Source organism: Gemmata sp. SH-PL17 (assembly GCF_001610855.1).
Taxonomy (GTDB): Bacteria; Planctomycetota; Planctomycetia; order Gemmatales; family Gemmataceae; genus Gemmata; species Gemmata massiliana.
The window spans coordinates 79,252-103,339 of the sequence record NZ_CP011271.1 but is presented as its reverse complement, the minus strand read 5'-3'; the positions used below and the strand labels follow the sequence as shown (position 1 = coordinate 103,339).

18 protein-coding genes are annotated in these 24,088 nt (G+C 63.9%); 9 read left to right on the top strand and 9 right to left on the bottom strand.

Annotated features, from left to right (window positions below; translation table 11 throughout):
• Window positions 1–58 precede the first annotated feature (58 nt).
• Window positions 59–211 carry a phospholipid-binding protein gene (locus tag VT84_RS37880; protein WP_157469033.1) on the bottom strand — a complete coding sequence of 51 codons (153 nt, stop codon included), beginning with the start codon at window positions 209–211 and terminating at the stop codon, window positions 59–61.
• Window positions 212–876: 665 nt separating this feature from the next.
• Here VT84_RS37880 and VT84_RS00380 point away from each other — a divergent pair.
• The 3 genes from VT84_RS00380 to VT84_RS00370 are packed head-to-tail and all read left to right on the top strand — an operon-like array spanning window position 877 to window position 3,299.
• Window positions 877–1,977, top strand: coding sequence for a tetratricopeptide repeat protein (locus VT84_RS00380; protein WP_082838101.1), 1,101 nt, complete (start codon window positions 877–879; stop codon window positions 1,975–1,977).
• The gene (locus VT84_RS00375; protein ID WP_082838100.1) at window positions 1,974–2,588 is read left to right on the top strand and encodes a macro domain-containing protein; all 615 of its coding nucleotides are present in this window, start codon (window positions 1,974–1,976) and stop codon (window positions 2,586–2,588) included. The genes VT84_RS00380 and VT84_RS00375 overlap by 4 nt, the downstream gene beginning before the upstream one ends.
• A gap of 42 nt (window positions 2,589–2,630) precedes the next feature.
• Window positions 2,631–3,299, top strand: coding sequence for a DNA-3-methyladenine glycosylase family protein (locus VT84_RS00370; RefSeq protein WP_082838099.1), 669 nt, complete (start codon window positions 2,631–2,633; stop codon window positions 3,297–3,299).
• A 130-nt stretch (window positions 3,300–3,429) separates the two neighbouring features.
• On the opposite strand, the gene VT84_RS00365 is transcribed toward VT84_RS00370, so the two are convergent.
• Window positions 3,430–3,729 carry a hypothetical protein gene (locus tag VT84_RS00365; RefSeq protein WP_052549228.1) on the bottom strand — a complete coding sequence of 100 codons (300 nt, stop codon included), beginning with the start codon at window positions 3,727–3,729 and terminating at the stop codon, window positions 3,430–3,432.
• A 454-nt stretch (window positions 3,730–4,183) separates the two neighbouring features.
• Between VT84_RS00365 and VT84_RS00360 the strand changes: the two genes are divergently transcribed.
• From VT84_RS00360 to VT84_RS00340, 5 genes are all read left to right on the top strand, one after another.
• Window positions 4,184–4,558, top strand: coding sequence for a hypothetical protein (locus VT84_RS00360; protein ID WP_082838098.1), 375 nt, complete (start codon window positions 4,184–4,186; stop codon window positions 4,556–4,558).
• 45 nt (window positions 4,559–4,603) lie between these two features.
• Window positions 4,604–5,818, top strand: a complete 1,215-nt coding sequence (locus VT84_RS00355) for a cofactor-independent phosphoglycerate mutase (RefSeq protein ID WP_082838097.1) — start codon at window positions 4,604–4,606, stop codon at window positions 5,816–5,818.
• Window positions 5,819–5,899: 81 nt separating this feature from the next.
• Window positions 5,900–6,775 carry an MBL fold metallo-hydrolase gene (locus VT84_RS00350; RefSeq protein ID WP_082838096.1) on the top strand — a complete coding sequence of 292 codons (876 nt, stop codon included), beginning with the start codon at window positions 5,900–5,902 and terminating at the stop codon, window positions 6,773–6,775.
• A gap of 561 nt (window positions 6,776–7,336) precedes the next feature.
• The gene (locus VT84_RS00345; protein ID WP_052549238.1) at window positions 7,337–7,693 is read left to right on the top strand and encodes a PadR family transcriptional regulator; all 357 of its coding nucleotides are present in this window, start codon (window positions 7,337–7,339) and stop codon (window positions 7,691–7,693) included.
• Window positions 7,690–8,697 carry a hypothetical protein gene (locus VT84_RS00340; protein ID WP_082838095.1) on the top strand — a complete coding sequence of 336 codons (1,008 nt, stop codon included), beginning with the start codon at window positions 7,690–7,692 and terminating at the stop codon, window positions 8,695–8,697. The genes VT84_RS00345 and VT84_RS00340 overlap by 4 nt, the downstream gene beginning before the upstream one ends.
• A 33-nt stretch (window positions 8,698–8,730) precedes the next feature.
• Here VT84_RS00340 and VT84_RS00335 read toward each other — a convergent pair whose 3' ends face one another.
• The 6 genes from VT84_RS00335 to VT84_RS00310 form a co-directional block, all read right to left on the bottom strand.
• The gene (locus tag VT84_RS00335; protein ID WP_162271543.1) at window positions 8,731–10,404 is read right to left on the bottom strand and encodes a sigma-70 family RNA polymerase sigma factor; all 1,674 of its coding nucleotides are present in this window, start codon (window positions 10,402–10,404) and stop codon (window positions 8,731–8,733) included.
• Between the two features lie 69 nt (window positions 10,405–10,473).
• Window positions 10,474–11,331, bottom strand: a complete 858-nt coding sequence (locus VT84_RS00330; protein WP_082838093.1) for a DUF1559 domain-containing protein — start codon at window positions 11,329–11,331, stop codon at window positions 10,474–10,476.
• A 27-nt stretch (window positions 11,332–11,358) separates the two neighbouring features.
• Window positions 11,359–12,546: a Gfo/Idh/MocA family protein gene (locus VT84_RS00325; protein ID WP_204249695.1), complete on the bottom strand. Its 1,188-nt coding sequence runs from the start codon at window positions 12,544–12,546 to the stop codon at window positions 11,359–11,361.
• A gap of 358 nt (window positions 12,547–12,904) precedes the next feature.
• Window positions 12,905–13,669 carry a Uma2 family endonuclease gene (locus tag VT84_RS00320; RefSeq protein WP_082838092.1) on the bottom strand — a complete coding sequence of 255 codons (765 nt, stop codon included), beginning with the start codon at window positions 13,667–13,669 and terminating at the stop codon, window positions 12,905–12,907.
• Window positions 13,670–13,738: 69 nt separating this feature from the next.
• Window positions 13,739–14,959, bottom strand: coding sequence for a CaiB/BaiF CoA transferase family protein (locus tag VT84_RS00315; RefSeq protein WP_052549252.1), 1,221 nt, complete (start codon window positions 14,957–14,959; stop codon window positions 13,739–13,741).
• Window positions 14,960–15,003: 44 nt separating this feature from the next.
• Window positions 15,004–16,269 (bottom strand): hypothetical protein, encoded by a 1,266-nt coding sequence (locus tag VT84_RS00310; RefSeq protein WP_052549254.1) that lies wholly within the window; start codon window positions 16,267–16,269, stop codon window positions 15,004–15,006.
• A gap of 394 nt (window positions 16,270–16,663) precedes the next feature.
• On the opposite strand from VT84_RS00310, the gene VT84_RS37875 reads away from it, so the two are divergent.
• The gene (locus tag VT84_RS37875) at window positions 16,664–18,325 is read left to right on the top strand and encodes a transporter (protein WP_157469030.1); all 1,662 of its coding nucleotides are present in this window, start codon (window positions 16,664–16,666) and stop codon (window positions 18,323–18,325) included.
• A gap of 106 nt (window positions 18,326–18,431) precedes the next feature.
• On the opposite strand, the gene VT84_RS00300 is transcribed toward VT84_RS37875, so the two are convergent.
• Window positions 18,432–23,489, bottom strand: a complete 5,058-nt coding sequence (locus VT84_RS00300; RefSeq protein ID WP_162271542.1) for a DUF4394 domain-containing protein — start codon at window positions 23,487–23,489, stop codon at window positions 18,432–18,434.
• Window positions 23,490–24,088: the final 599 nt, after the last annotated feature.

The window sequence follows — 24,088 nt, the reverse complement described above, 5'->3', positions numbered from 1 at the left end:
AGAACGCTGCACACGTTCACCAGCCGGCTCGCGCCGGTCGTTCATAGAGCCGTCTGAGTTACTCGACGACGATCGCGTTTTCGAGGCGTGCGTGCGGGAGGGCTTCGCGTGCCCCCTGTTGAGCGAGCTGTTTCACGTGGTACGAACTGGCCCGGCCACGAAGCACCACGCGGTCGCCGCCCGTGGCGATTTCGACTTCGAGATTTTGCACCCGGCGGCTCGTCCGATCGGCCACTCGCTGTGTAACAAGCTCAGGTAATGACATAAGGTTTGTGCTCATCTGCCCGGTGTGCCTTCTCGCGTTGCCTAAAGGTCAAGCAATAATGCTTGATTACTATTCTTAACAGGCCCCGCCAGAGGCATTTTCCCCAGGTTATGGAATTTAGATGCAAACCGCAGTCCAGAAATCTGTTTCCGATTCGCAATATGTTGCCGATTCGCAACTTCTGAACTTGCGCGGTTTTCGCCCTCTTTTTGCTGACGAATTACGCACACAGGTGGCCAACGGTGCCCGGTGCGTGCGATTCGAGTACTGTTTCTCGTTCCTGTTTGTGACCATCCGCCGTCAGTCCGAAGTCTTCCTCACAAAATCCTGGCAACAACGGTACTTATGGGGCCTCTGGTACAGCGTTCTGGCTCTTTTACTCGGGCCGTGGGGCGTCCCGTGGGGTCTATTTTGGACCCTTTGGGCCGTTTGGGTGAACACGACCGGCGGCGCAGAATGTACGGCGAGCGTCCTGACTGCGCTAGAAACGTCTAGTACAGAATCGACGGATGCGCAAATCAATTCTCGCACTAAAGAAGTTCCCCCATCACCACCGGCTTACAATTAGCTCCGGTCACCGTTCCGCACTGCGCCGACGAGGAGGGACGCTTGTGGTTCGTCACGGTACGTTCGCTCTCATCGCCCTCGTCGTGGGCTTACTCATTTTGTCCGAAGGGCGAGCGTCGCTGCACCACCCGGAAGACCCGATGGCGGTTCCGGTGAGCGAAAAGGGTGTACCCGAAGCTCTTCCTTTTGAGGAATTCGGGCGCCGGCGCTTGGTGCTACTGAACGCGGGCAATCCGAAGTGGCTGCTCGAAAACACGAACCCCCGAGATCCCACGAAGAAGATCCGGACGGACCGCGGGACAGTCAAGGACCGCATTGATAAACGGTTGGCGCTCCGCAATCGGTCGGAGCTGGACAGTGTGGCTCTTGCGGTGGATTGGCTCCGGTACGGGCAACTGGCCGAGGCCACGAGCGCGTTGCGGGACCAGCGCCGCGGATTTTTGCCGAACATTACGCACGCACACATTGAGGCCACGCAGGGGAATTGGGATCGTGCGTTTCAGTTCCTCGATATCGCGAACGAGGAGCGCCCACCGAAGGAAATCCCCGGGCTCAAGCCACAAGAACTCGCGTGGCAACTCAAACTGAATACTGGCCCGCTCCTGAAACTCGTGCGGCTCCGGATGAGCGAAGCGCGAGGTGATAAGCCCGCGCCAGAAAACGAGTTGCCGGATGCGATTTTCCCCGTGAATTTCGCGAACACGGTCGATGGCGCGCTGGCGCCAGCAGAGCGCGAGAAGTTACCGCCCGATGCGCTCGCGACCGTGCAACAACTCGTGTTGTGGTTCCCACACGACCCGCGCCTCTACTGGCTACTTGGCGAGCTTTATGCGGCAAAAGGGGATTTCATTGCGGCGCGGAAGATCATGGACGAGTGCGTCGGGACGTTCACGTACAGCAATCGCAAGGTGCTGATGCAGCACCGCGAGGCCGTCACGAAGGTCGCGGACACAAAAGGACCGGCGTCCGATGATCCGCTGTTCGTGCAATCGGATGACACCCCCGTGCCGGCACCGCCGCTCTCACTGGGGACGGTGTGGATCTACTTCGGTGTGGTCGGAGTTGTCGCCCTGTTCGCGGCCGTTCGCGCGCTGTTGAGGCTCAGGAAGGCCAATGACACCCCGGGAGTACGCCCGTCACGATGATCGAGAACGTGTGGCTTGTTCACCCCGATGAGGCCATGTGCGCGGCGTTCCAGCGCCGGTTCACAGGGCTGCGCGGTGTTCGTGTCGTTCGAGGGCGATTTGAAGACCTGGAGCCGCACGACTGTTTCGTGACCGCCGGGAACGCTTTCGGGATCATGACCGCGGGCATCGACGCGGCCGTGGTCGGGTTTTTCGGCGAGGAACTCATGACGCGCGTGCAGCACCGCATCATGAACGACTACTTCGGTGAGCAACCGATCGGTACCGCGTTCGTGCTGGGTACGGGAAGTCCCAAGATCCCGTTTTTGGTTCACGCGCCGACGATGCGGGTGCCCGGGAACATTGACGGAACGGACAAAGTGTACTGCGCGACGTGGGCCGCGCTGCTCGCGGTTCAGGCTCACAACGCGACGAACGGCCACCCGATCGAAACGGTCGCGTTCCCCGCAATGGGGACCGGGTTCGGTGGGGTGCCGTTCGATGAGGCCGCGCGCCAAATGGCGGTCGCGTGGCGCAACTACCTCGACCCGCCGCACCGCCTCGACTGGGATTTCGTAGTCGAGCGCCACCGCGCGATTTGCTTCGACGGATCGCGTCAGGTCGTCCGCTGAATCGCTCTCGCTTCCGGAGCGCGGGGCGGGTAATCTATCCGCATGTCCACATCATTCTACAAGAAGGCGCGGAAGCACCTCTCGGGCAATTGCCCGGTCATGAAGCAAATCATTGACCGTGTCGGGCCGTGTACGCTCACCCCCAACGGGGACGACCCGTTCACGCTGCTCGTGCGGTGCATCATCTCGCAACAGATCTCGACCAAAGCCGCCCGGTCGATCTACGAACGACTCGCCGCCGCACTCAACGGTCCTCCGCCCACTAGCGGGACCGATCAGGAGAAGAGTGCGGCACTGACGATTCCGCTGGCGAAATTGGCGGAGTTCACCGAGGCGAAGTACAAGGAGTGCGGTATCTCCGGGCCGAAGCAGCGGACCATGCGCGCGGTCATCGATCACGTGAACGCCAACCCCGAACTGCTGCCGAGCATCCCCGATCTTGGTGACGATGCCATTCGCGAGCAACTGACGATTATCAAGGGTGTCGGTCCGTGGACCGTCGACATGTACTTGCTCTTCGGCTTGGGGCGCCCGGACGTGTTGGCGGTCGGTGACTATGGAATCAAGGTCGCGGTGAAAAACCAGTTCAACCTCCGCAAATTGCCCGACGCGGCAAAGATGACCAAGCTCGCGAAGCCGTGGGAGCCGTACCGCAGCGTCGCGTCGTGGTACCTCTGGCGGAGCCTGGAATTGAAAGCGGATGTTGAATGAAGGTGGTTGTAGTGGCTTCGGGCGAACGGCCGGTGTGAGCCGGCCGATGGTTGCACTCGTCGTTACCGGCCGGCTCACACCGGCCGTTCGCCTGCTCCCAACCTTCTGTCCGTTCGCCTGGAATCGCGTTTCAATCGCCGCCGCCATATTCCGGTTCGGGGAAGTCGGATTCGAGTTCGTCGACCCGCGCGCGAGTCGGCCAGGGGATCGAGCGCGGTGTGGGGGCCGTGACCGATACCGGTTCCGGGATGTCCGCCAGGGCCGCAATCCCGACGATCTCGGCGCGAGCACGCGCCGGGATCAGGCGCAAGCGCACCGAGAGCGACTCCGTGCCGGGGCGATCCACCGAAACGGTCACCTCCTGCGGCTCCGCCAACAGGAACCCGACCGGGACAACGACTTGCAATTCACCGCGTTCCAAAACGGCCATCACTCGTCCCCCAGAAAAGGGTGATAGGAAAGGGGCGCCGGGTGCGCCGGCGCGGGCGTAGCCGACACCGCAGTAAGGTGTGGCGCACAGTGAGGGGCTGGGAGAGGTTCCCGCCGCGAGTGCCGATTGGCGGGTTATCTGCTGAGGATAACGCTCACCGGTCGGATTTCAAAGGATCGTTTGGTGATTCCGTGAGCGAAATTTCGCGGCGTGCTGCCGACTTGAGGAAATCCGACAGCGCCACCTTAACGCGGGGTGGCGGGTGTGTCGAATGTATCAGCGGGAAATGTTGTGCGTTCGCGCGATTTCGAGTCGGGTCGAACTGTGTGGGGAACATGGAGAAAACGCGGGCAATTTCCGGTGCGGTGGTGAGGCCGCTCCGGGCACGTGAGCAGAAGCGGCACGCATCGATGCGTGAGGTAGATCGTAAAATGCAGGTACTCCGGAGGTGCGAATGATTCCCACTGCCCGTTTGCGCGTGTGCCTGGTGTTCGCGTGCGCCGTTGTGCTTTGTCTGGCGGGTGGCGGCACTGCTTCGGCTGGTGCGGCGCAGGACGCCGAGGAGCGTCGGGAAGAAGAACTGGCGCGCAAGGCGGAGGAGCACCGCGCGAACGGCCGGCTCGCGGCTCGTGCGTTCTCCGTCGCGATCGGTGCGGTGATCGTGTGGGTCGCCGTTGGCATCGCGCGGAACGGTTTGGGGATCGGCTCCGGGTTGCGGCGCGCGACCGGTCCGGTGGCGTGGGCGGCCGCTATCGTTGTGGCCGCGGTCGGTTTGGTTGTCGCCATCGGCGGACAAATGTACGCGCCCGATCTGCTCGTTCGGCCGTGATTCTGGCCGCTCGACGCGCCTCTTCATTCGGGTACAATCACCAGCATGAAATACGTCATCGTCATTCCCGACGGCTGCGCGGACGAACCGGTTGCGGAACTCGGCAACCTCACTCCCCTCCAGGCGGCGAAGCTACCGAACATGGACCGCGTCGCCAAGAGTGGCGTCGTGGGGCTGTCGAACAATGTGCCGCCGTCGCTCACGCCCGCGTCGGACGTGGCCACGCTGTCGCTGTTCGGTTACGACCCGCTGCGGTTCTACACCGGGCGCGCGCCGCTCGAAACCGCCGCGATGGGCATCCACCTCGGTCCCAACGATTGGGCCATTCGCTGCAACCTCGTGTACGTGCCCGACGGCCACATGCGGGACTTCACCGCGGGCCACATTTCGAGCGAGGACGGCGCGCCGCTCATCAAGGCGCTCCAGCACGAACTCGGCGGGATGGAGATCGGCGGCGGGACACTCGAATTCCACCCCGGCGTGCAGTACCGCAACATCCTTGTTTGGCGCTCCAATTCGGATGCGTCCCCGCTGAACGGCACGAAAGCGCAAGCCCCACACGACATCCCCGATAAGCCGGTCGCGGACTACCTCCCGCAAGGGCCGGGGGCCGAAATGCTCGTCTCGCTCATGGAAGCGAGCAAGCCGATTCTGGCCGCGCACCCGGTAAACGCGAAACGCATCGCAGAAGGAAAGAAGCCGGCCACGCAAGTGTGGCTCTGGGGCCACGGCAAGGCGCCGCGCATGGAGCCGTTCGAGCAACTGTACGGCAGGCGCGGGGCGATCATTTCTGCGGTGGACCTCGTCCGCGGGGTCGGGGTGCTCGTCGGCTGGCACCGCATCGACGTGCCCGGCGCGACCGGGTACCTCGACACGAACTACGCGAACAAGGGCAAGTACGCGATCGAAGCGCTCGGCGCGTTCGACCTCGTGTGCGTTCACGTCGAGGCGCCGGACGAGGCTTCGCACGAGGGCAAGGCCGGTGAGAAGGTGAAGGCGCTGGAGCGCATCGACGAACACATCGTCGGCCCGCTGCTCGACGCCCTCCCGCAATACGGCGAGTACCGCATTCTGGTGGAACCGGACCACCGCACCACGCTCGCGACTCGGGCACACGCGCACGGTGCGGTCGCGTTCGCCGCGTGCGGGACCGGCATCACTCCGAACGCCGCGGACCGGTACGACGAGCCGACGGCGGCGCAAACCGGGCTGAGCTTCGACCCGGGCTGGCACCTGATGAAGTGGTGGTTGGGTCGATAGGCCCGATGAATTAAGATGAGCAAGGGTTAGGAATTCCGAGCGCGGGTCGTCCACTGAGAATCCTAAAACGCGGAGACGCACATGAGCCGGCTGTTCGTCGCGATCGGTTGTTTCGCCCTCTTGTTCTCCTCGCTCGTGGTCGTGCCCGCTCCGGTCGCCGTGGGGCAAGAGCCGAAAGAACAGGCGATCAAGATCCGGTGGTTCGGGCAGTCGTTCTTCCAGATCGAATCGGCCGAGGGGCGGAAGATCGCGATCGATCCGCACGCGATCCCGGCGTTCGGGCGCCAGTCGACCACCGCCGAGTTCATCCTCATTAGCCACTCGCACGACGACCACGCGCTCATCGACATGGTCGAAAAGGAAAAGAAAGAGGACCAGTTCAAGGAGGGGGACATCCTCCGCGGGGTGGTCGAACCGAAGCCGGGCAAGCAAGAGTGGAAGACGATCGACGAGAAGCGCGGGAGCATCCGCGTGCGCACCGTCGCGACCTACCACGACACCATGAACGGGATGCAGCGCGGCAAGAACAGCATCTGGGTCATCGAGATGAACGGCCTCGTGATCTGCCACCTCGGGGACTTGGGACACGAACTCTCGCCCGAACAGGTGAAGGCGGTCGGTAAGGTCGATGTGCTGATGGTCCCCGTGGGCGGCATCTACACGATCAACGGCGAACAGGCGCAGAATGTGATGAAGCAACTCAAGCCGCGCCTGTACACGCTCCCGATGCACTACGGCATCGTGGGCTACGACGAACTCGCCGGCCCCGAAGAGTTCCTCGACGGGATCAAGAAGGAAGACATCAAGAAGTTCCCCGAGACGAACGAAATCGTCATCCCCGTGAACCTGAAACTGGACGCTCCCCAAATCGCGATCCTCAACTGGCGAAAGGAAGAGCCGAAAAAAGAGGAACCGAAGAAGCCAGATCCGAAGAAACCGGACCCGAAGAAGAAGTAACGCATCCCACTTACACCCCTGCGAGCACGTAATCGGCCGCGGGGGTGCTGATACACCAAGTCACAAACACCTCAACTCACACAACCAACCGATCATTCGGGACGAGCCGCGACCGCGAGGGAGCGGAGGCGCTCACGATTTCAGTGCTCGTACCCAACACACAGGGAATCTCTACCTCCGCTCCCTTGCGGTCGCGGCTCGTTAGACCCGAATCGCGGCTAACATTTGCTAACATTTCCGGCCTCGCTCGATGCTGGCCAATCGACGCAAGATTAATGGCGATTATTAGTTGCATTCTGTTATCTTGTGTCATCGTGTTAGCATTCGGTCAGTTTGGGAAGCACGTCCTACCACTCACGCACCCTCCACGCTTCTCCCAGATTATACACGCCACAGTGTACAAAAGTAAATTATTTACTGGATTTGTGTCCACATTTCGGTCCGGTGGTCTGATGGGGAGATCGCCAAAATTTTCCGCGCCGCGATTATTTCCCAAATAATCTCCCAGTCGCAGCGAAGTGTCCATTGACAGCTACCTTGCATGACAGTGTAGTGCCATACATGAGTGCTGAATTCCTTGCGAACTGGACCACGCAAATGCGGAAGGGGCTGCTGGAACTGTGCGTTCTGGCCTCCCTGAAGGGCAAAGACCGGCGAATGTACGGCTACGACATCGTGAAACGGCTCTCGGCGATTGACGGGCTGGTGATGGGCGAAGGCACCATCTACCCGATCCTGAGCCGGTTCAAGAAGGAGGGGCTCGTGGAGACGACGCTGGCCGAGTCGCCCGAGGGACCGGCGCGAAAGTATTACCAACTCACGGACCGCGGTCAGCACCTTCTGGGGCAAATGCTGACCGCGTGGGCAGAAGTTCGAGACGGCATCGAGGCAGTTACTGTCGCGGAGTCACTTTCATGACGTTCACACCCGCTGATCTGGACCTGTCACCGGAAGCCGCGGCCCGGTTCGACAGTTACTTGAGTCAAGTGCGCGCGGCACTGGCCGGCACGGGCGACGTGAACCCGGGCGAGATCGAGGCGGACATCCGCGAGCACGTCGAGAACGAGCTGCACGCGGCCCCGCGCCCGGTCCCGCTCGCGGCGCTGGACGCGGTGCTCACGAAGCTCGGCCCGCCGTCGCAGTGGGGCACGACGAACGACCCGACGCTACTGCACCGCGCCCGGCACCTGTTCCGCGAGCGCCTGCTCGCGGCCCGGGCCGGAACGGTGGAGCGCGCAAAACGGGTCCGGTTCACCCTTTGGAACGGCCCAGAAGACTGGCGCCTGGCATACCTGGCGTTCGGGGTGTTCGCGCTCGGCGCCCTCACGATGATCGTGTTCCCGATCGCGCTCGTGGTGAGTTACATCCTGGCTCGCGCGGGTCTGGCGGTTGCCGCAGAGAAGGGTATCGCGCTGGGCGCTGGGCGTAAGTGGTTACTCTACCCGCCGGTGGTGCTCGTGAACCTCGTGCTCCTGATCGCGCTCGTTGTATGGCCCGTTGCTGCGGCCGGGATTACGGGGCGCGAGGTCGCTGCAAGTGCTCATCGTATCGAGAACTTCGACCGGCCGGACCCGGTTCCGCGCAACGCACGCGAGATGCGGGACGCTCAATCGCGCCAAGAATGGAAGGACCGAGTTGCGTCGCAGGTGGAGGAGGACCGGAAACTGCTCGCGATGATTCCCGCTAATCCGCGTTGGGCACCACTCGTGGCCGCGTTGTTCGTCGGGTTTGGCGCGTTTGCTCTGTGGTGGGCGGTTCTTGGATCTGTGACCGCGACGTTCCCGCTCAGCACCCGCGCCGTGTTTCACCCGCTGTGTAACAGCTTCGAGCCCCGACACGGGAGGTGGGTCGCGGTTGCGTGCGTGGTGCTACTAATTCCGTGGGGCGCGGCGGTTTACGATATCATCGCCGCGCTGGTGTGATCGTTACGAGGTGAGCCACGGTCGGTGCGTGGCTTACTTTTGGGCCGCACGCTCGAAGACGACGAGTATCACCCCATCGCCCGGTTTCAGTTCGGTCGGGCGAACGGCGTCCTTCTTCTTCGGGTCGGCGAAGCAGATCGTGAGCTTGTCGCCCTGTCGGAAATAGATGCCTTTGAGTACGTTCCCTTTCTCGGGGGCCGGCCCTTCGGTAATCGTGAGATCGATCGTTGGCGGAGTCGCGTTGGGGTCGAGTTTGATCTCCATTTTCCCCTTGGAGTCGCCCTCGGCGGTAATCGTGATCTCTGAGCCTTTGATGGTCCACTTACCGGCCTCGGCTTCGGCTTTTGGCAGTTCCTTTCCCGAAGCGTTGATGCTCACACCCTTCCACTCGCCGGCGAGCGCTTTCAGTTCTTCCTTCTCATCCTTGACCCGTTCGAGCACGAAAAGTAGCGAGCCTTGTTCCGGCTTAAATTCAGTCGGCCGGGTTTGATCCTCGCTCGCGAAGTGGCGAATACAGATCGTGAGGGCGTCGCCTTTTAGTTCGTAGATGCCGTGTATGACCTTACCGGCGCTGCGCTCGTCGTTCTTGAGCGTCAAATCGATGCCCCGCGGGGACTCGGTCGGCACCAGTGCCACCTTGAAGTGTTCGTTTTCGTTCGTCGAGCGAACCGTGAGGTTGCTTCCGACAAAGATGAATCGTGCTGAGGCCAACTCAGTTTCTGTGAGTTCCTTCTCAGTGTTCAATTTCACAGCCCGCCATTGACCTTCGAGTGCCTTGAGGTCTTTGGCCTCCAGTTCCTTCGCGGTCGGCGGTGCTTTCGGGACGGGCGCCGGGCGCGAGGCCGAACGCGGGGACGCATCGGTGGCTGGTTCACCCGAATGCCGAGGGACCGCAGCGAGCGCGGTCGTCAGTCCGATGGCGACCGTAACGAGAGCGGCGATAGTTTTGAGCTTCGTGAATCGCATGGCGGAAAGCACTCCGTGTGTGAGGGAAAGAACGGTCGGTGAAACGTGATTCACCGGGCCGGTGGCAATCGCGAGTGCAGACCGAACGAGCGGGGCGGCCGGTGCCGTCGTGGAAGCGAAGACTGTGGCCAGTCCCGCGGCGGGAAGCGCGACCCCGCGGCGCGTGAGCCGGTCGCGGAGCACATCCTTCGCGCGAGCGAGCCGGCTCGCGACCGTGCCGATCGGCCACCCGAGTCGGTTCGCGGCCTCCGCGTGCGTGTGCCCCTCGAAGAAGCACAGCACGACCGGTTCACGAAGCGCCGATCCAAGCCGGTTCACTTCTTCCGCGACGACCGGCGCGACCTCCTGCCGCCCCGCTTCCTCCTCAACCGGTGCGGCCGTACACGCGAGCGCATCGGGGAGCATTTCGCCCGTGCGCCGGGCCGCCCGCGTGCGGGCGCGAACGGCCGCGTTTCGGGCGACGCGGAACAGCCACCCGGCGGCCGAACCGTCACGGATCGACGCGGCTTTTCGCGCGAGAACGAGGAACGTCGCCTGGAACGCATCTTCCGCGGTGTGCGTGTCGCCGGGCAGCACGGCCCGGCACACGCCCCACACCAACTCGGCGTGCCGACGAACGACCAACTCAAAGGCCGTCTGGTCGCCGACCTCCGCGAAACGCTGGAGTAACTCCGCATCCGGGGCGGTATCGGCTAACCCGAGGGTGGCGGAGAGCGCGTGAAGGAGCGGTTTTTGCGACATTAGAGACCCCGCGATTGCCATAACCGCAGATAAAGAGGCGCGGGGCCGCGGTTCACATCTGAGAAATGATTACCAATTTGCGGGCAGCTCTTCTTTTCCGGCGACCGTGGCGAGTGCTTCCAGTACCTCGGGTGCGGTCGCGTTGGTGAGCGAGCGCACCGATCCGTCCGCAAGTGCGACGGTACACGTATGAGTGCGCGAGCCGACCAATACCGGTCCACCGTTATGGAATCCGCCGAACTGCTGACCCGGTCCGATGTACGGCGCCGTGCTGGGTTCCAATCCGCGGACGGTCGCGGGACCGCCGAATGCCCAGTGCCCGGGATCTCGCGCGGTTTCGATGAGCAGTAGAGCGTTCGACAAACCGTCGAGAAAATCGTCCGAAATTCCGGTTCGACGGTCGTAGCCGAACACACCCGCTTTCGGGTGACCGGGCGGCAGAATAGCTGCGTCGGCGCCGACGCCCGCTACACCGACGTAATGTGTCAGGGGTGTCGGCGACTTCCAATGTTCGCTGTTGCCGCGCGTGTACTCACCGGACGTGGGGCACACGAGGTGTCGAAAGCGGCGGCTCACAGGCATCTCGTTTTTCGGATCTCCCGGCCCGCGCGAGAGGTCGAACTGTTTGAAAACATCGTCATGTTCAAGGTACGGGAGGACAACTACCCACCAACTCAGCCGTTGTTCCGGTGGGAGCGCCGGGTTTGGAATCGTTCCGGCGGGGAAGGCGTTGCACATGGGCTTCCCCTCGCGAATTCGCGGGGGAGCACCATCCGCGTAGTTATGCAGTGCGAGCGCCCACCCTTTGAAGTGACTGTGACAATTCATCCGTGCAGCAGCTTCGCGCACCTTCTGCACGAACGGAAAGAAGAGGCCCGCGCCGAGTAGCACGAGAGCCACGATCACGACAACGTACCGGCGCGGCATGTCGCGGCTCCTCGTTCGCGGAACGGGTTACTTGCGGCTCTTGGGGTGGCGGAACGGAATCCACCCGCCGTTCGCCTTGCTGCTCTCGACGCACTTCGTGATGAACAGCATACCCTCGACGCCGTCATAAATGTTCGGGTAGACCGTGTTCGTGGTCTCGAACTTTTCGCCGTTGGCGCGCTTCACCATCGCGTCGTAGGCGGTGTTGTAAACGTTGGCGAACGCCTCGAAGAACGCTTCCGGGTGGCCGCTCGGCAGCCGGACGCTGGCGCCGTGCGCCGCACCCAGGTACGGCCCGCCGTTGCGCGTGTAGAGTTTGTGCGGCTCGCCGTTCTTCCGCACGAGGAGCTTGTTCGGCTCCTCCTGGTGCCACTCGATCGCGCCCTTCGTGCCGTCCACTTCGATGAACAGATCGTTCTCGCGCCCGTGCGAGATCTGCGACGCGGTCACGGTCGCGAGCGCGCCGTTCTCGAACCGCACCAGCGCCACGCCGTAATCGTCGAGCGCCCGGCCCTCTTCAAACACCTTGAGGCTGCACGAGATCTCACTTGGCAGCAGCCCGGTGATGAAGCGGCCCAAGTTGTAGGCGTGCGTGCCGATGTCGCCGAAGCACCCGGCGATGCCGCTCTGCTTCGGGTCGGTGCGCCACTTGGCCTGCTTCTGGTCGCTCGATTCGAGCCGCGTGCGGAGCCAGCCCTGGATGTAGTTGGAGCGGACCGCGTTGATCTCGCCGAGGTCGCCGTTGAGGACCATCTCGCGCGCCTGGCGCACGAGCGGGTAGCCGGTGTAGTTGTGCGTGACCGCGAACACCACGCCCGACTTTTCGACCACCTTCAGCAGTTCCTCGGCCTGCTCCAGGTCGAACGTGAGCGGCTTGTCGCAGATCACGTTGTACCCGGCCTCGACGAACGTCTTCGCGATCTCGTAGTGCGTGTGGTTGGGCGTCGCGACGCTGACGAAGTCCACCTTATCGGCGCGCTTGGCCTCGACCTCGGCCATTTCCTTGTAGGAGCCGTAGGCGCGCTCGGTCGGGATGTCGTAGTCGGCCGCGGACGCTTTCGAGCGCGCCGGATCGCTGGACAGTGCCCCGGCGACGAGCGCGGCGCGATTATCGAGCACTGCGGCAGTAGCGTGGACGCGGCCGATGAAGGCGCCTTGTCCGCCCCCAATGAGACCCATGCGAAGTTTGCGGTTCAGTGGCGCGTTGGTCGGCACGAAGAACTCCCGGAAGAGGTTCGAGAACGGGAAACGTGCCGAAGATTGTAAGGACGGCGCGCGGGGTGTCAGCCCCCAGATTCGATTGCCTTCGGTGCGGATGCCGCCCACACCTCCGAACCGATCGGTACATCGATTGCTTTCCGATCAGTCAGAACGAGAAATGGATTAATACCCGGCTTAGGTCCGTGGACCCAATCGCACGTGTAGACCGGGCGTTCGAGTCGAGAGCCATCTGGTCGAGAGATCACGATGGGCGCGCCGATCTGGAAACGATCGCCCAGGGTTCCCAACCCCGGCGTGAGTAGGAGCCCGTGAGGAATCTCGAACCGATCTGAAACTACGAACAGCGGCTCGTTCACGCTGCTCCATCCCCCTTCACCTTGGCCAACTCCGCGCGGAGTTTCGCAATTTCGGCTTCCGCAGCCTGCCGTGCTTGTCGCTCCGTTTCTGCCTGTTTCTCGGCGGCAAGTCGCGCCTTGCGCTCGGCGTCGCGCTCTTTCAGCAGATCGCCCGGTAGTGGGAGCAGTTCACCGCGGAACCAGTACCGCACCCAGTCGCCTAGTAGGGCGACCTCGACTTCGAGTTCAGGAATTGGGTAGCGGCCGTTCGCGTTGGGTCGCGTGGTGACGTAACCCTCTTCGCCGAGGCGGAACAGCGTGAGTTCGTCCGCGTCCGAGTAAAAGAGCAGATAGTACGGAACCTTCAGCTCCCTCTCGTACTTCTCGTAGCTCACTTCCGCGTCCTTTCGGACGCTCGCTTTCGAGACGTACTCGATGACGAGGAACGGCCCCACCGGTTGCAGCGGGGTCATGTAGCTGCCGTCGGCGACGATGGGCCGCGGGTGGATGACGACCATGTTGTCGGGCACCACCTGCCCGGGCTTGTCGAGGTCGCCGCCCGGGGGTGGGTATTGCACGAGGAGTTCGTTGAAGCACTGGACGTCGGGCCGGCTCACGTGGATCAGGTCGAAGCTCTCGACGGTGATCTTGCGCTGCGTGGCCTGCGTCGTGGATTCCATGAAGTGCTCCAGCGGCAAGGCCCGGAGGTACCGCTGCTCCGCGCGCTCGTACAGCACCTTGATTCGGCCCAGATCGAGGTTGGGCGGACCGGCCGGCGTCATGCGAAACCCTCCTACATCGGACGCGATCGGAGTTTATCTTCGGGGGCACGAAAGCGGAAGGTCGAACACTCACACCACTCCTTTTTCCTTCAGTGCCTTCACCTCTTCCGCGTCCAGGCCCAATAGTTCCCCCAATACCTTTTCCGTTTGCTCGCCGAGGCGCGGGGGCATGGTGGGGGGCGCGTTTGGCGCGCCGTGGAGTTGCACGGGCGAGCCGATCAGGTCGACCGGGTTACCGGCCGGGTCGCGGACCGTGAGCTTCATTCCGCGAGCGAGTGTCTGTTCGTCGGCGAACACGTCCGCGTAGGTGCGCACGACCGCGTGCGGCACATTTGCTTCGCTCAGGCGCGTCTCCCATTCGCTCGTGGGGAACCGCTTCATGATCGCTTCGACCTTCGGCACCACTTCCGCGCGAAGCTCGACGCGCTGCCGGTTGGTCGCGAACCGCGGGTCCGCACCGAGTTCGGCTTCCCCCGCTGCGGCGCAGAACGCTCTCCACTGGCCGTCGTTGCCGACGTTGAGAACGAGCCAGCCGTCGGCAGTGGCGAAAAGTTGGTACGGCACGATTTGCAGGTGCGCGTTCCCCTGTCGTTGCGGGAGTTTGCCGCTCGTGAGGAACGCTTGCGCGACGTTCACTTGGGCCGCGAGCGCACAATCCGCGAGTGCGATGTCGATCGCGTAGCCGTGACCGGTTCGGGCGCGAGCGTGGAGCGCGGCGAGGATCGCGTTCGAGGCGTAGAGGCCGGTGAGAATGTCCGCGAGTGCGACGCCGACCTTGTAGGGCGGCCCTTCGGCCGGCCCGGTGATGTTCATCAGCCCGCTCAGTGCTTGAATGGCGAAATCGTAGCCGGGCGCGTCCTTCATGGGGCCGGTGCGACCGAATCCGGAGATCGAGCACGCGATCAACTTGGGGTGACGCGCGAGGAGGGCATCGGGCGTGAGTCCGAGTTTCTCCGCGCTGTCGGTGCGGAAGTTCTCGATCAACACGTCGCACTTCGCGAGCAATCGGTGGAAGATGTCGCTTCCCGCGGGATCGCTGATGTCGAGCGTCAGCGATCGTTTCCCGCGATTGCACGAGAGGAAGTACGCCGAGAGGTCATTGAATCCCGGTACGTAGGGCGGTCCCCATCCGCGGGTGTCGTCGCCCGCGCCGGGGCGTTCGAGCTTAATGACGTCCGCGCCGAGGTCCGCGAGCAACTGACCGCAGAACGGCCCGGCAAGTACGCGGGCCGCATCGAGTACACGAATGCCGTGGAGCGGCGGGACCGTATCGGGTGCGAAGGGCAGCATGGCGAACCTCCTTGCCGAATTGTACGGCGGGTTCGCCGGGGCCGTTACCGCTTCCACGCATCCTGGAAGATGGAGGAGAGGTTCCCGCGCCCGCTCCGCACGGGAGTAGTGGGTGCGGGCGGCATCGTGACAGGGGCCGCGAACGTGTCCTGTCGCGTCGGGATCACGGGCGGTTCCGACGGAGCCGCCGGCATCGGGGCGAATAGCGGCGGTTCGGCCGGCACTTCACGCGGCGCCGACGCGGATCTACGAATCGACGCGAACGACGGCATTGATGGCCACGCGAGCGAGCTAATCGACGCCACTGACGTCGGGGTGCGCTGCGTATCGGGCGGGAACACGCCGTCGCGCAAGTTCTTCGGCCCAGAGAGGCGCGACATCGTTTGCGGCGACAGTTTCAGCCCGCGCCCGAGGGCCTGTCGCGCATCTGCGTACACCTGAGCGGCGGTTTCGCGCGACTCCATCGGGTAATACGCCGCGAGCAGAATGTGGGCGGAGTAATCGACGGTCGCGCCCATCGGCGTGAGCAATTCGTACATCGCCTTTTTCGCGGCGGGCGGCGGTTCGGGCGGAGCCTCCGGCTCCTCTTCCACGCACTTCCGCAAACAGCGCTCCAATGCAACAAAGGCGTAAGTTCGGACCAGTTCGGACGCTTCTGCCGGGAACCCGTCCTTGTTCGAGCAGTTCACGCTGATGAGCAGCGCCTTCACGATCTTCGGCGAGCAGCAACACCCGCTCGCGAGCGCTTTCGCCGCCGCAATGCGCACGCACTCGTTCTTCTCCGCACGCAACCCGGTAATCAGCCCCGCTTCGGCCTCGGGGTAGTAGCGGCAATCAACGGTCCCCAGGTACTCCAGCGCCGCGACCTTTGCCTTCGCTTGAGCTTCTTCCTGCTTGATCTTGGCCGCAGCCCCTTCCGGGCTGGTGGGTGATTTCTTCAGGTCGTCGGGGTTCGGCGCTCCACTACCTGGCCCCCCAATACCCGGTGGCGGACAGATCGGGCCGAGCAGCCCTCCCGTCGCCACGCCCGCGGGGACGAGCAGGTTGTTAATGAACGAGCCGATCCGCGAGTTGCAGAAGTGCGCCTTACACTGTGCCTTTTGCTCCGGAGTCTTCATGAAGAAGCTCCAGATGTTCTTGGGCGCGGCCGGTGCTGCCGCGGCTGGAGCGGCGGTTGTCGCAGCGGCTCCGGTCACGGCCGGAACCGGGCCACCGGGAAGCGCCGGCGCCCCCGGGATCGTCGGCTGCTGCGCGCGACCCATCGCAACGAACACCAGCACCGCGAACGCCCCACCGAATCGCGTTCTCATGCTCGGTTCCCTCGCTAGTCCCGTTTCAGTTTCCTTGTAGCGAGCCGCGACCGCAAGGGAGCGGGAGGCATCCCGTTATCGTCACGGTTCCACACACAGGTAGCCCCGCTCCCTTACGGTCGCGGCTCGTTTGGTCGCTACGTGGATCTCGAAACGAGACTAATAACCCGCGTCCGTCATCGACTGCGAAGAGATTGCGGCTTGAGCCTCATTTGCCGTTTCTTGCAATTAGCCCGAGTTGGGCGAAATGGAGAATCACGCAACATAGCGAAAATGGGCAATCACATCAGAGCGCAAAGCGAGTGCGAAGCCGCTACAACCGTTAAACTCCGCGCCGGCGCGTGCCGACAAAGGAAGAACGCCATTCAAGGCGCTCGGTCGTGTGACCGGGTGAATGGTCGGTCTTGAGGTCGAGGGAGCGATGGGCCGGCGCCCGATACTCTATTGCTCCCGTCTCATGCTGCTGTTCGTGGTCGGCTGCCAGTCGTCCAACGCAACAGAACCAGAGCCGGCACCCGAGGTGAGCCAGCCACCCGGTCCGCGTGTGGTTGCTCGTGGGTCCGCGCTCACTGTGCCATCCGAACGAGTTGCGCCCGCAATTCTTCCTCCACCCCCGCGAACCGAAGTCGTCGACGCGCTTCTTGAGGCCGCGCTTGATGGGACATCGGGCGCGAGTGCGCCGGCGCCCGTCGAAAAGTTCGCGCCGCCGGGACCGGTGCGAACGAGTGAGGAACCGCCACTCGCCCAGCGCATTGAATTGCCGCCAGTAACCGATTCTCCAAGCCCGCTACCCAAGCCCGAACCTGCGCCGGTGGTCCCGGCCGCTGCGCCAACGACGGTACCACCGAGCGAGTTTCTGCCGCCGATTCCCACGTTGCCGGACGTGCCCATTCCGGCGCGGGCCGCACCCAGTATTCCACCCGCTCCGCTTCCGCCGCTTAAGGCTACCCCGCCAAGCGGTTCAGTAGGAGTAGTTGCAGGGCCGATTGAGCTGAACGGTCAGCCGCTCGCGTTCGACGCGCTGTCGAAAATGGTGGACGGGAACGCTTGCTCGTCTTGCGGTGGGGGCGGAGCTGTTGGTGGGTGTTCGACGTGCGGCGCGTGTGGTGATGTGCCCTGTCGCTCCGGAGGGAAGCGGTGCGAACCGTTCCCCGCGCACACGGCGGTGGGTCGCGCGCTCGGGCTGATTTATTCGAGCGTGTGCTGCCCCGACCCGTGTTACCAACCGAAATGGGAGCCGCTCGCCGACGCCGCGTTCTTCACCGACGCGGTGCGCCCGAAGACCAGCACGCGATTCCGCTGGGACTACGGCAGCCACTTCGCGTACCCGGACCGCGGCGAGTATTTCTTCGCACGTGCGGACGGGAACGGACGGGGACCGAAGGCGAACTCGCTCGTGAAAGCGATTCCCTACGTCGATTACCACGAACTGAACCTGATTACCGAAGTCGCGATGGGCAACGCGGGCGTGCAGATCGCGGTGCCGTACCGTTCGGTAAACAGCTCGCCGTTCGGTCCGGACGGGGCCGGGTTCGCGGACATGAGCATCACCGCGAAGACGCTGCTACTCGACAGCGAACTCGCGCTGTTCGGCTTCCAGATGCGGACGTACATCCCGATCGGGCAGACCGGGAAGGGATTGGGAACGGGGCACGTGTCACTGGAACCGGGGCTGAACTTCGGGCTCCGACTGGCCCCAGAAACCTACTTGCAAGCGCAAGTGGTCGAGTGGATTCCGATCGGCGGCAACACGGACTATCAGGGCGCGCACTTGCGCTGGGCGACGAGCTTGAACCACGTGCTCTGGCGCCCGATCCGCGACGTGCAGTTGGTGGGCACGCTGGAATCGACCGGGATCTCGTTCCAGGACGGGTTGTTCACCGATCCCGTACTCGGCCCCCAGCGACTCGCGAAACGCACCTCGGCCGCGATCGGGCCGGGGCTGCGGTTGTTCTTCTGCGACACGTTCGACTTCGGCGTGGGCTGGCAGCACGGAATTACAGGAAAGTATCTCGTCCGCGACGAACTGCGGTTCGAGGCGCGCTACCGGTACTGAGTGCTGAGGCACGCCGAACGATTAAGAATGAAATGCGTGTAAATATGGGCGATCACCCGGGGCGACCGATACCCGAGAGTATCGGTCGCCCCGGGTGATCCGGACATTAACCAACGAAGATCCCGAGGTTCTGCGGGTCACTCATCGCGACTTCGGACAGCAACTGGAGCGTCACGCCGTCGAAGGTGCGGACCGTGGCCGGGCGCCCCGGGCCGCTGCCCACGATGATGTCGGCGAACCCGTCACGGTTCGTGTCCCGGGCCGCGACCCGCGCCGAACCACTGAACCCGGGGTACGCGAAGAACGAGCGGATCTCCGCCCCCGTCGACCCACTAAACACCTTCACGTGACCGGACGCATCGGCCCCGGTCACGATGTCGACCCGACCGTCCCCGTCGACGTCCCCGGCCCCGACGTTCACGCCACCGGTGAACCCGGGGTACGCGAAGAACGAACGGATCTCCGCCCCCGTTGCCCCGCTGAACACCTTCACGTGACCGTTGATCCCGGCACCGGCGATGATGTCGTCGAACCCGTCGCCGTTGATGTCGCCGCCGGCCACGCGCACCTCGCCCGGGAAGCCCGGGAAAGCGAAGAACGAGTAAAGCTCCGCGCCGGTGGCCCCGCTGAACACTTTCACGTGCCCGTTGACGGTCGCCCCGACGATGACGTCATCGAACCCGTCGTTGTTCACGTCCCCGACCCCGACGTACACCCCGCCGGGGAAATTAGTGAACGCGAGGAACGAGCGGATCTCCGCTCCCGTCGTGCCGTCGAACACCTTCACGTGCCCGTTGATCCCGGCACCGGTGACCGCGTCCGCCACGCCGTCACCGTTCACGTCGCCGGAGGCCGTGGTCACTCTCCCGTTGAACCCGGCGAAGGGCACAACGGTCGTGGTGGTCCCGTCGGGACGGGTGATGACCACGTTCGGCCCGGACGCGACCGGTCCCGGGGCGGCCACGTCGTTATCGGTGATCGTCAGCGTCGCGCTCGTGAGAGCCCCGAGCACCGCCCCGTCGGTCGGGGCCGATAGTGCCAGCGACAGGAACTCGTCCGACTCGGGGGCCGCGTCGTCGACGATCGGAATGGTCACGGTGACGGCCGTCACGCCGTCCCCGAACGTGATCGTCTCCGTGGACACCGTCACGCCTTCAATGTCACCGGTGGCGCCCACCGTGCCACCGTTCCGGGCGAGGGTGACGGTCACCGTACCGCTGGACCCGCCGGTGCGGACCAGCGTAATTACCGCCGCAGATCCGCCCTCGGTCGCGGTGTAAGTCGTGCTACTGAACGAGATGGTGCCGGCCGGCGCGCTCGCGAGCGCGAGGCCGGCTAGCGAGGTCGCGCCCGTGCCGAAGTCGCTCACCTTCGTGGCCGCACCGGTGGTCAGGTTGATGGCGTAAATGCTCGTCGTGCCGCCGACGGTCAGCGCGGCGTACCCGAACCCCGCGGCGGCCGCGTTGGAGGTCGTCACGCGGACGCCACCGGGAATATCGAACCCGTTGGCGTCGGTGAAATCCAACGCGCTACCGTTCAGTGTAACGGGGACGAGCGCCGTTTGGGTGCCACTGTTAGCCGGGCTTTGGATGGCCAGCGAGTTACTCGTCGCGTCCAGCGTGTAGAGCGTGGTGGCGCCGACGGAGAGGGGCTGTCCGAACGAGTTCGTGTACGCGGCGGCGCTGACGCCGGTGACGCCCGAACCGTTGATGGCCCCGTCGGGGTTGGTACCCGTAGTTGTGGTGGTACCGTTGTCGCCGTCGACGGGCGCCCCGGTGTTCGGGTTCACACGGAAGTTGAGCCCCGTGGAGGTCGTCACGCGGATGCGGTCCAAGGTCGGGTTGAAGGCGAACCCGTAGCCCGCGGTGGCCGGATCGGGCAGGTCGACCGGTGTGGTACCATCGGTCGTGAACGCGATCTGGGCCGGGGTACCCACGGCGGTCAGCGCGCCGCTCTGCGGGTCGATCAGGTACAGCGTCGCGGTGTTCGCGGTGGCGTTCACGCCCAGTCCGTACAGTTGGCCCGTTTGTGGGCGGAAATCGATCCCCACCAGTGTCTCGCCCGCGTTGACCCCGGTCACCGGAACGACGAACACCGCGGAGGGGGTGGTGGCCCGCAACAGTTGCGTCCCGTCGGCGCTGAGACCGATGACCGGAACGGTACCCAGGTCGCTCTGAAGCGCCAGGCTCCGCACCGCGGGCGCGGCCGTACCGACGGTGCCCACGAGTGTCGCCGCACCGGTCGTCAAATCAATCCGATACAAGGCGTCGGCCCCGCCCACGGTCAGGATCGCGAACCCGGTGCCGGCGGTCGGGGCCGCGTTCGATGTCGCCGCGTTCACCCCGGCCAGGATGTCGAACCCCTTCACCGCTGTGAAGTCGAGTGCCGAGCCGCCCAGGGTAATCGTTAGTGCCGCCGTCTGGGTACCGGCGTTGGGTGCGTTCTGGATGTACAGCGCGTTGGTACCCGGGTCGAGCGTGTACTGCGTCGTGACGCCGCCGTTGTTCGTGTAATTGTTGGTGTAGGCGGTGCCGTTAACGTTCGCGGTGGCACCGTTGATCACCCCGTCCGGGTTGGTGCCGGTGACCGAACTCAACCCGTTGTTCCCGTCGACGGGCGCGCCGGTGTTCGGGTTGACGCGGAAGTTGAGCGCCCCGGCGACCACACGGAGCCGGTCCGCGGCCGGGTTGAAGTCGATGTCGTAGCCCACGGTGGCCGGATCGGGCAGGTCGACGGGGGTTGTGCCGTCGGTCGTGAACGCGAACGTGCCGGTTCCGACTGCGGTCGCGACGCCGGTTTGCGGCGCGATCAGGTACAGGGTGGCCGTGTTCGCGGTGGCGTTCACGCCCAATCCGTAGAGGAGGCCGTTCTGCGGGCGGAAATCGATCCCAACCAGTGTCTCGCCGGACGTGATCCCGGTGAGTGCGATCGAAGTTACGGCCGCCCCGGGGTTGGTGGTACTGAACGGGATCAGGGCGGTACCGTCGCCGGTCAGCGCGTACCCGCTGGCATCGGTCACGTTGTACGTCGGTTGCGCGTCGTCTTCGGTAATCGTCACCGTGGCCGCGTTGACCGAGCCGATCGCGCCCGCGTTGCTGACGCTGGCGATGGTCAGAATGATCGTCTCGCTGCCCTCGAAAATGACGTCGTTGGTAATCGGGATGTTGAACGACGCGGTCGTCGCGCCGTCCGCGAACGTGGCCGTGTACGGTCCGGCGGTGAAATCGAGGCCCGCGGTGGCGGTTCCGCCGGTGACGTTGACCGTCACGGTCAACGGACCGTTATTCGTGCCTACGGACCGGGTGAGATTAACGGTCAAGGTTCCGCCGCTCTCCCCAATGGAAGGCGTCGCAGAGGCAAATGCGACCGTGCCCGCTGGGGCATCGGCCAGGGTGAAGCCGGCGAGCACCGTCGAACCGGTGCCGACGGTGCCCAGGGCAGTAGCGGCTCCCGTGGTCAGGTCGATACGGTACACCGTGGTGACGCCGCTCACCGTCAGCACCGCGTACCCGAAGCCCGAAGTAACGGCCGTGTTGGACGTGGCCGCACTGACGCCCGCCGGGATGTCGAAACCGTTAACGTCTGTGAAGTCGAGCGTTGAGCCGCCCAGGGTCACAGTCAGCCCCAACGTCTGGGTACCACTGTTGGGCGCGTCCTGGATGTACAACGTGTCGGTGGAGGCGTCGAGCGTGTACTGCGTCGTGGCGGTGCTGCCCGCGGAGCTGTTCGTGTACGCGGTCGCACTGACACCGGTGACGCCCGCCCCGTTGATCGCCCCGTCGATATTAACCCCGGGCCACGTGCCCGGGGCGGCCCCGAGGTCGCCGTCGACGGGCGCCCCGGTGTTCGGGTTCACGCGGAAATTGAGCCCGGTACCGGTGGTCACGCGGAGCCGGTCCGCGGTCGGGTTGAAGTCGATTCCGTAGCCCACGGTCGTCGGGTCGGGGAGGTCGACGGTACTCAGCGTGCCGTCGACGAACGTGATCTGGCTAGGGGTGCCCACCACGCTCAGCGCCCCCGTCTGTGGGTCGACCAGGTACAGGGTGGCGGTATTCGCGGTGGCGTCCACACCCAGACCGTAGAGTTGCCCGGTAGCGGGCCGGAAATCGATGCCGACCAGCGTCTCACCGGCGACCAGTGAACCGGTGGCGACGGCCTGAGAAGTGACAGTACCGGGCGTCGCGGTGTTGAACCGCAGCAGCGTGTCGCCGGCCGCGTTCAGCGCGACCGCCGGGAACCCACTCAGGTCACTCTGTACGGCGAAGCCCTGCACCGCGGTGGCGCCGTTGGCCACATTACCGACGAACGCGGCCTGTCCGTTGACGAGGTTAATGCTGTACAAGCCCGTCGTGCCGCCGACGTTCAGCACCGCGAACGCCGAACCCGTGGTGACGGCCGCGTTCGACGACGGGGCGTCCACACCCGCGACAATGTCGAACCCGTTGACGGCGGTGAAATCGAGCGTCGAGCCGCCGAGCGTGATCGTCTGACCGTTCGTCTGGGTGCCGGCATTGGGCGGGTTCTGGATGAACAGGCTGTCGGTACTGGCGTCGAGCGTGTAGAGCGTGGTGATGCCACCGTTGTTGGGTTGGTTGTTCGTGTACCCGGCCGCGTCCACCGTGACCGTGCCACCGTTAATCGGCCCGTCCGGGTTGGTGCCGGTGACGCCGCCACTAGTCGAGCCGGTGTTGTCACCGTCAACGCCGGCGCCGGTGTTGGGATTAATCCGGAACGTGAGTGAACCCACAACCACCCGGACCCGATCGGCGGCCGGGTTAAAATCGAACCCGTAGCCGATCGTGGCCGGGTCGGGCAGATCGACCGGTGTGGTGCCGTCGGTTGTAAATGAAACGCTACCGGAAGCACCGACGGCGGTCGCCACCCCGGTCCGGGTGGAAACGGTGTACAGTGTAGCCGTATCCGCAGCACTGTTCACACCGAGTGCATAAAGCAACCCGTTTTGCGGGCGGAAATCGATTCCCACCAGCGTCTCGCTTCCATTAACGCCGGTAATTGCCGTTGTCTGTGTGATCGCCGGGGACGCCGTGTCAAAGGAGAGCAGGTTGCTCCCGCTCAGGGCAAACGCGGTGGCGGGCGTGGCCCGATCTTCGAGGGTCTCGCAGTTCAAACGAACGACGGACTGCGCGCGGGAAGGGTAACGCATGGCGGCTCTTGGGGATAAATCAAGTGGTTGTTGGGCCGAGCCGAACACGGCATGGCCCATGCGTTGGGCAGTGTTGGTATAACTCTTAGCGCGCGCGCGAAAAATGGGGAATATGTGAGACTAGCGAAAATAGAGAAGGTGCGAGGCATACTAATTGAACCTTTACTTATGCCTGCAAAATAATTTTTCGCTCCCGAAACACAATTCCGAGTCAAGGCTGGTGATTTTCGACTTATAAGGGAGCACGTTTTAGACGGAGGAACGGCCCCAAGGAACAAAAGCCCTCAAAGGATCACGCGCGGTTCGCAAGTGTTCCGATTTCAACACAACATCTCACTCCATCACCGCGAGAGTAAAGTTAGACCCGCCAGCGCCCGATCGGGATCGAGGACCAAGCACCGTTCGTATACCTTTCGCGCTCGTTCTGTCCAAGCAGGCGGTCCGGTTCACCCAAGTAGAACCACGCCGGCGCGAGGGCCGGGTCGACCACCAACAGGGTGTTTGAGGTACCGTCGGTGATTCCGATTGGTAACCGGCATCGCGAAAAGGGCTCTCCCGGAATGCCATTCAGTTAAGGTGTAAGGCGTAAGGTAGCCTAA